The organism is Micromonospora sp. ALFpr18c (assembly GCF_008868155.1).
Classification (GTDB): domain Bacteria; phylum Actinomycetota; class Actinomycetes; order Mycobacteriales; family Micromonosporaceae; genus Micromonospora.
In genome coordinates, this window is sequence record NZ_WBKR01000007.1 from 71120 (window position 1) to 77803 (window position 6684).

A 6684-nucleotide genomic window follows, 5' to 3' on the forward strand; every position below is an offset into this window, starting at 1 on the left:
CGGAGAGCAAGGGCCGCCCACGGCCCGTCCGCACGCCGGACGGGGGACGGCCGGCCACTGGGAGGCGGCGTGATGGGGTACGAAGAAGCGGGCCGGGACCGGTCGGCCGAGCCCTCGTCCGGGGTGCCCGCCGCCGTACTGGAGAACGTCTTCGACGACCCCACGCACGGTGAACCGGGCCGGGACCGGGTGGGCGTGCACGTGTGGTGGGAGTTCCTCCTGGTCGTCGGCCTGGTCGCGCTGGGTTGGCTGCTCTGGCGGGAGGACTCGGCGGCCCTGCGCGCCGACAACCTGCGCACGTTGCTGGTCGACGCGGTCGGGCTCGGGCTGCTCGCTCTCGCGGCCGGGCTGAGTCTGCGCACCGCCGCCCCGAACCTGGCCGTCGGGCCGGTCGCGGTCGCGGCCGCCCTGCACTACGCGGAGCAGGGCGATCGGGGCCTGGCGGCGTCCGTCGGCCCGGCCGTCGCGGTCGCCGCGCTGGGTGGGCTCGCGCTCGCCCTGGTCGTGGTGGTGCTGCACGTGCCGGGCTGGGCGGCCAGCCTGGCCGGCGCGGCCGGCGTGGTGGTGTACATCGAACGCCGGTCCGCGGCGGTGCTGGTGCAGGGCGACTACGAGCCGGGGCGTACGGCCGGCTATCTGTTCGCCGGCTTCGCCGCGGTGGCGGTCCTCGGCGGGCTGTTCGGCGTGATCCGGGCGATCCGTCGCCTGGTCGGCCGGTACCGGCCGATCGCCGATCCGGCCCGTCGGCGGGGGGTGGTGGCCGCCGTGGTCACCGCCGTCGCGCTGGTCGGCTCGACCGTGCTGGCGGCGCTCGGTGGCGTGCTGATCGCCGCGAACGGCTCCGGCTCGGTCACCCCCGACACCGGGCTGGACTGGACCGTCCTGGCGTTCGGGGTGGCGCTGCTCGGCGGCACCAGCGCGTACGGCCGCCGGGGCGGGGTGTTCGGCACCCTGCTGGCGGTCAGCCTGGTCGCCGTCTTCCAGGCGTACGCGCCGGAGCGGGGCTGGACGCTGAGCAACTGGGCGGTCGGCGGCGCGACGCTCGGCGTCGGGCTGCTGGTCACCCGTCTGGTCGAGACGTTCGGGCGTCCCCGGCCGGGCACCACCGACCGACCCGAGCCGGTCGCCGACGGCACGATCAGCGCCGGCTGGACGATGCCGCGGTCGCAGTCGGTCGACAACTGGCCCCCGACGCTGCCGACGCCGGCCGCACCCGAGCCGGCCGACCCGTGGCGGGAGCCGCGGTGGGAGGACAGCCCACGCCGGTGGGACGCCGACGAGCGGTGAGCCGTGTCGCGTCGACGCGCCGGAGCTGATCTCGCCCGTTAGGCTCGGCGGCATGACCGACTCACCTGCCGCCACCCCCGGCGGAACCTCGTTCGAGGCACTCGACGCGCTGTCCACCGAGGAGTTGCGGGAGCGGGCGTTCGCCCTCGCCCGGGAGCGTCGCGACGTGGGCTTCTACTGGTCGGTGCTGCGGCACCTGCCGAACGCGGACGAGGCGACGGTGCTGGACGGCGCACCGAACTCGATCGGCCCGACCATCGACGAGGCGAACGCGTTGTGGCGGGAGCTGACCGGTCACGGCTACGAGGAGTCGGCGCCGCTGCTGCGGGCCGCCTTCATCGACTACCTGATGAAGCACTGAGCCGCTCGGGGCAGCCCAGGTCCGTCCGATCCACCGGTTCGGGGCCTGGGCGGATCACGTCGCTCTTTCACCGCTCCGGCCCGGTCGGCCGCTACGGCACGGCCGCCGGCACCGGCGCTCTCGCCGTACTGCTGCTGGTGGGCATCGGCGGCAGCCCGGCGTACTCCGGTTGGGCCGCCGCCCAGACCGACCCGGATTCGGCCGGCGCCTTCTACCTGCGTCTGCTGGCCTGGCCGGCCTGGCGGCTGGACGCGGACGGGCAGGCCGGCGGGTTGTTCGCCGCCGACCTGCGGGCCGTCGCGCTGGTGGTCCTCGCGGTGGCCCTGCTGTATCTGCTGCCCGCCGCGCAGGTGGCCCGGGTGCCCGGCTCGGTCAGCCAGTTCCTCTCCGGCTGGGCCGCGTACGTGCTGGCCGGCGGGCTCGCCGCCGTGCTGGCGGCGCTGCTCGGACCCGACCCGTCGCTGCTGGCCGCCCTGCGGGAGGCCAGCACCGGGGCGGGCTACGGCTTCCTCTCCGGTTGGATCATCGGCACGGCCAGCCTTGGCGGTCGCGCCTGAGGTGCCGGCCGGGCAGTCCCGGCCGGCACCCGGTAAGCCCGTCCGCCGGCACCGGGTCAGCCCGTCGGCCGGCCGAGGTCGAGCAGGCGCTGCCGGCTGAGCGTCCCCATGGGCCGGCCGTCGTCGGTCACCACGAGCCGGTCCCGGCCGGAGGTGAGCAGAACCGCCAACGCGTCGTACGCGGAGCCGTCCAGCGCCACGGTGGGCAGGTCCGCCGCCGCGTCACCGGTCAGCGGCTCCAGTGACTCCCGCGTCAGTGGGGTGACCACCAGCCGACGGATGCCCCGGTCCGCCCCGACGAACTCGCGCACGAACGGCGTGGCGGGTGCGCCGAGCAGGGCGGCCGGCGTGTCGTACTGCTCCAGGTGCCCGCCCTCGGACAGCACCGCGATCCGGTCGCCGAGCCGTACGGCCTCGTCGAGGTCGTGGGTGACCAGCACGATCGTCTTGCGGACCTCGGCCTGGAGACGGAGGAACTCCTCCTGCAGGCGGGTCCGGACGATCGGGTCGACGGCCGAGAACGGCTCGTCCATCAGCAGCACCACCGGGTCGGCGGCGAGCGCGCGGGCCACCCCCACCCGCTGCCGTTGGCCGCCGGACAACTCCTGCGGGTAGCGGCCGCCGAACTGGGCCGGGTCCAGTCCGACCAGGTCGAGCAGTTCGTCGACGCGCGCCCGGGTCCGGTTGCGGGGCCAGCGCAACAGGCCGGGCACGGTGGCCACGTTCGCGCGGACCGTCTGGTGTGGAAAGAGGCCGACGTTCTGGATCACGTAGCCGATCCGGCGGCGCAGCCGCACCGGGTCGACGTCGGTGACGTCCTCGTCGCCGAGCATGATCCGGCCCGAGGTCGGCTCGATCAGCCGATTGATCATGCGCAGCACCGTCGACTTGCCGCAGCCGGACGGGCCGATCAGGACCACCAGTTCGCCGGCCTTCACCTCCAGGCTGAGCTTCCGGACAGCCTCGGTGCCGTTCGGGTAGCGCTTCTGGATGCCGTCCAGGGAGATCGATGCCGCGCGAGGGGATTCGGCCACGTCGGGGCTCTCCGGGGTAACGTCCACGTATGTCCTTCCGCCTGAGCTACCGGGCCGACCCGGGTAACCCCTGGTTCTCCTGGCAGTACGTGCGGGACAACTCTGACACGATCCTCGCCGCGGTGCGCGAACACGCCTCCCTCACCGGGCGCGCGGTGCTGATCGCGGTGCTGATCGCCCTGCCGTTGTCGGTGCTGGCGTACTGGGTCCGTCCGCTCGCCGGTCCGATCCTCGCGGTCAGCGGGGTGGTCTACACGATCCCGTCGTTGGCGCTCTTCGCGTTCATCGCGCCGTACCTGGGCACCGGCACCACCACCGTGTTGGTCGGGCTGGTCCTGTACGCGTTGCTGCTGATCGTCCGCAACGTGGTGGCGGGGCTCAACCAGGTGCCGCCCGAGGTCGGCGAGGCCGCCGAGGGCATGGGCTACGGCCGGTGGGGCCGGCTGTTCCGGATCGACCTGCCGCTGGCCGTGCCGGGCATCCTGACCGGGCTGCGGTTGGCGACCGTCTCCACGGTGGCGCTGGTCACGGTGGGGGTGCTGGTCGGGCACGGTGGCCTCGGGCAGTTGATCTTCGCGGGTTTCCAGAACAACCTCTACAAGGCCGAGATCATGACCGGCTCGGTGCTGTGCGTGGCGCTCGCCGTCGTCCTCGACCTGCTGCTCGTCCTGGTCGCCCGGCTGGTGACCCCCTGGACCACCCGGAGGGTGCGGTGACCGTCGCGGCGAACCCGATCGGCCAGGCGGTGGTCTGGATCAACGACCCACTGAACTGGACGAACCCCGGCGGCCTGCTCGACCGCCTCGGCGAGCACCTCACCATCTCGGCTCTGGCGGTGGCGCTCGGCTGCCTGGTGGCCTGGCCGCTCGGGCTCTGGCTGGGCCACACCGGGCGGGGTGGCGGCCTGGTGGTGCTGGTGTCCAACGCCACCCTGGCCATTCCGACGCTGGCACTGCTGACCATCCTCCCGGTGGTCTTCTCCAGCGGCTTCGGGCGTACGCCGGTGGTGGTGGCGCTGGCCGTGTTCGCCGTGCCGCCGCTGCTGGCCAACGCGTACACCGGCGTACGCCAGGCGGACGCGGAGGCCCGCGACGCCGCCCGGGGGATGGGTCTGTCCGGCGGGCAGCTGCTGCGGCGGGTGGAGCTGCCGCTCGCGGTGCCCTACCTGGCCGCCGGTTTCCGGACCGCCGCCGTGCAGGTGATCGCGACCGCCGCGCTGGCCTCGTTCGTCAACGGCGGCGGCCTCGGCGAGATCATCCGGACCGGTTTCGGCCTGGGCATCGCCGGCGGTGGCGGTCAGATCGTGGCCGGTGGGGTGCTGGTCGCCGGGCTCGCGCTGCTGGCCGAGGTGGTCCTCGGTGGCGTCGAACGGCTGGTCACGCCCCGTCCGCTGCGGCGCGGGCGGCAGCGCACGGGCCAGCCCCGGCCGGCGGACGCCACCGGCCGCGCCTGACCCGCGCCCGGGTGGTCCGATCCGTCCGGGTGAGACGCCGCGAACCACCGACCGGCGGCCGTGCCGGTCGGTGACGATGAGGTGACGAAGTCCATCCCAGGTTGTCGGTCGCTTCCGGAGCATGTTGGGTGGATATTCGCGGGCGACCAAAAGTCAGGATCGCCCGTCGGACACGCGGCCGGCCCGGGATGGGCCGCGCCGGGACACGGAAGGCGGGCACATGCGCGCACGTACACGTCTGGCGATCGGCGCTGTCGGCGCCATCGCCGGGGCAGCACTCCTCACCGGATGCGGGGACGCCGGCTCGTCCGGCACCGACGCACCCCAGCAGAGCGCCTCCGGCGCCGGGTGCGCCCCGGTCAAGGGCGAGCAGCTCATCGCCCTGCAGGACGACAAGAAGTTGCAGAACTCCGACAACGTCATTCCCGCCGTGAACAGCAAGGCGGCCAACCCGCAGCTGATCGCCGCACTGGACAAGGTGTCGGCGGCGCTCGACACGCCGAAGCTGATCCAGCTCAACAAGGCCGTGAACGACGACCGCAAAACCCCGAAGGTGGCCGCCGAGGAGTTCGCCACCGCCAACAACCTCACCGCGGGCATCGCCAAGGGGCCGGGCGGCGACCTCGTGGTGGGTGCCGGCAACTTCGCCGAGAGCCAGACCCTGGGCGAGCTGTACCGGATCACGCTCACCGCCGCCGGCTACCAGGTCAAGGTGCAGCAGATCGGCAACCGGGAGCTGTACGAGCCGGCGTTGGAGAAGGGTGAGATCCAGGTCGTCCCGGAGTACGCGGCGACGATGGCCGAGTTCCTCAACACCAAGGCCAACGGCGCGAACCCGCCGCCGGTCAGCTCGCCCGACATCAACACGACGGTGACCGCCCTCAAGGCCGAGGGCGACAAGGTGGGCATCACCTTCGGCACCCCGGCCGCCGCGCAGGACCAGAACGCCTTCGCGGTGACGCAGGCCTTCGCCGACAAGTACGGCGTTCGTACGCTCTCCGAGCTGGCCGCGAAGTGCTCCGGCAGCGCCACGGTGCTGGGTGGCCCGCCAGAGTGCCAGCAGCGTCCGTTCTGCAAGCCGGGTCTGGAGAAGACGTACGGGCTGTCGGTGGGCTCGTTCTCCTCGCTGGACCAGGGCGGGCCGCTGACCAAGAGCGGTCTGCGTGACGGTTCGATCAGCGTGGGTCTGATCTTCTCCTCGGACGGCGCGTTCGCCACCAGCTGAGCCCGCCGCACACGCGCTGACGACGCCCCCGCCCGCACCTCGGGTGGGGGCGTCCACGCGTGACGGGCACCCGTTCCCTCTGGTCAGGATCCTCGGTAGGCTGCACAGCCATGCCAGCCCCGGTCACCCCCGACGCCCGGCGTCAACCGCGACTGCTGACCCTGCTCTTCTGGGCGGGTGTGGCGCTCGCCCCGGTGGCGGCGCTGATCCTGTTGGTCGCCGACGGCAGCACCCCGCTGCGCTTCGCGGCGGTGCTCGCCATCGTGGCGGTCGTGCTGATCGGCCTGTCCATCGCGTTGCGGCCAGACCATGACGCGGCCCGGGCCGACGAGCTGCTGAACGAGATCGAGGAGCTGCGCCGGGAGCTGCGTACCGAAATCGTGGCCGCCGCGCAGCGCGGTAACCAGGCACTCGATCAGGCGCAGCGGGCACAGGAGGGGATCGCCGCGGTCCGACGCCGCCTGGACGCCAGTGGTGCCGCGCTCGCCGGTGCCGCACCCGCCGTCGACCCCGCCGGCGCCGGCCGGGCCCGGGTGCCGGCCGCCGAGCCCGTCGACGACGCACCGGCCGCCCGCAACCGGGCACCGGTGCCGACCGACGTTCCGGTAGCCCGCAGCCGGGGGTCCGCGCCCGCCGACGTCGCGACCGGCCGGGGCCGCGTGCCCGGTCCGGAGGACGCCACCCCCCGCCGGGGCCGCGCCGAACGCGCCGACGACGACGAACCGGCGTACCCACGGGCCACCGCCGAGCCCTCCGCCCCCGCAGGC

Annotated in this window: 7 protein-coding genes and 1 pseudogene; 7 read left to right on the top strand and 1 reads right to left on the bottom strand. The window is 73.8% G+C overall.

The features are described from left to right. The first annotated feature begins 72 nt into the window (after window positions 1–72). From F8271_RS03155 to F8271_RS03165, 3 genes are all read left to right on the top strand, one after another. Complete coding sequence (locus F8271_RS03155; RefSeq protein ID WP_151488075.1) at window positions 73–1287, top strand: ABC transporter permease; 1215 nt, start codon at window positions 73–75, stop codon at window positions 1285–1287. 52 nt (window positions 1288–1339) lie between these two features. Beyond that, complete coding sequence (locus F8271_RS03160) at window positions 1340–1648, top strand: hypothetical protein (RefSeq protein WP_151488076.1); 309 nt, start codon at window positions 1340–1342, stop codon at window positions 1646–1648. Window positions 1649–1785: 137 nt separating this feature from the next. Continuing rightward, on the top strand, window positions 1786–2205 hold the full coding sequence (locus tag F8271_RS03165) for a hypothetical protein (RefSeq protein ID WP_357949268.1): 420 nt from the start codon (window positions 1786–1788) through the stop codon (window positions 2203–2205). Between the two features lie 56 nt (window positions 2206–2261). Here the strand turns inward: F8271_RS03165 and F8271_RS03170 are convergent, their stop codons facing one another. Beyond that, on the bottom strand, window positions 2262–3266 hold the full coding sequence (locus F8271_RS03170) for an ABC transporter ATP-binding protein (RefSeq protein ID WP_370461847.1): 1005 nt from the start codon (window positions 3264–3266) through the stop codon (window positions 2262–2264). Between the two features lie 2 nt (window positions 3267–3268). On the opposite strand from F8271_RS03170, the gene F8271_RS03175 reads away from it, so the two are divergent. The 4 genes and pseudogenes from F8271_RS03175 to F8271_RS32145 form a co-directional block, all read left to right on the top strand. Continuing rightward, window positions 3269–3955: an ABC transporter permease gene (locus tag F8271_RS03175; RefSeq protein WP_151488077.1), complete on the top strand. Its 687-nt coding sequence runs from the start codon at window positions 3269–3271 to the stop codon at window positions 3953–3955. Further along, the gene (locus F8271_RS03180; protein ID WP_151488078.1) at window positions 3952–4692 is read left to right on the top strand and encodes an ABC transporter permease; all 741 of its coding nucleotides are present in this window, start codon (window positions 3952–3954) and stop codon (window positions 4690–4692) included. The genes F8271_RS03175 and F8271_RS03180 overlap by 4 nt, the downstream gene beginning before the upstream one ends. Window positions 4693–4912: 220 nt before the next feature. Continuing rightward, a complete protein-coding gene (locus F8271_RS03185; RefSeq protein WP_151488079.1) occupies window positions 4913–5917 on the top strand; it encodes a glycine betaine ABC transporter substrate-binding protein in 1005 nt (334 codons plus the stop codon). Window positions 5918–6027: 110 nt separating this feature from the next. Then, a pseudogene (locus F8271_RS32145) lies at window positions 6028–6684 on the top strand (hypothetical protein); the annotation flags it as partial.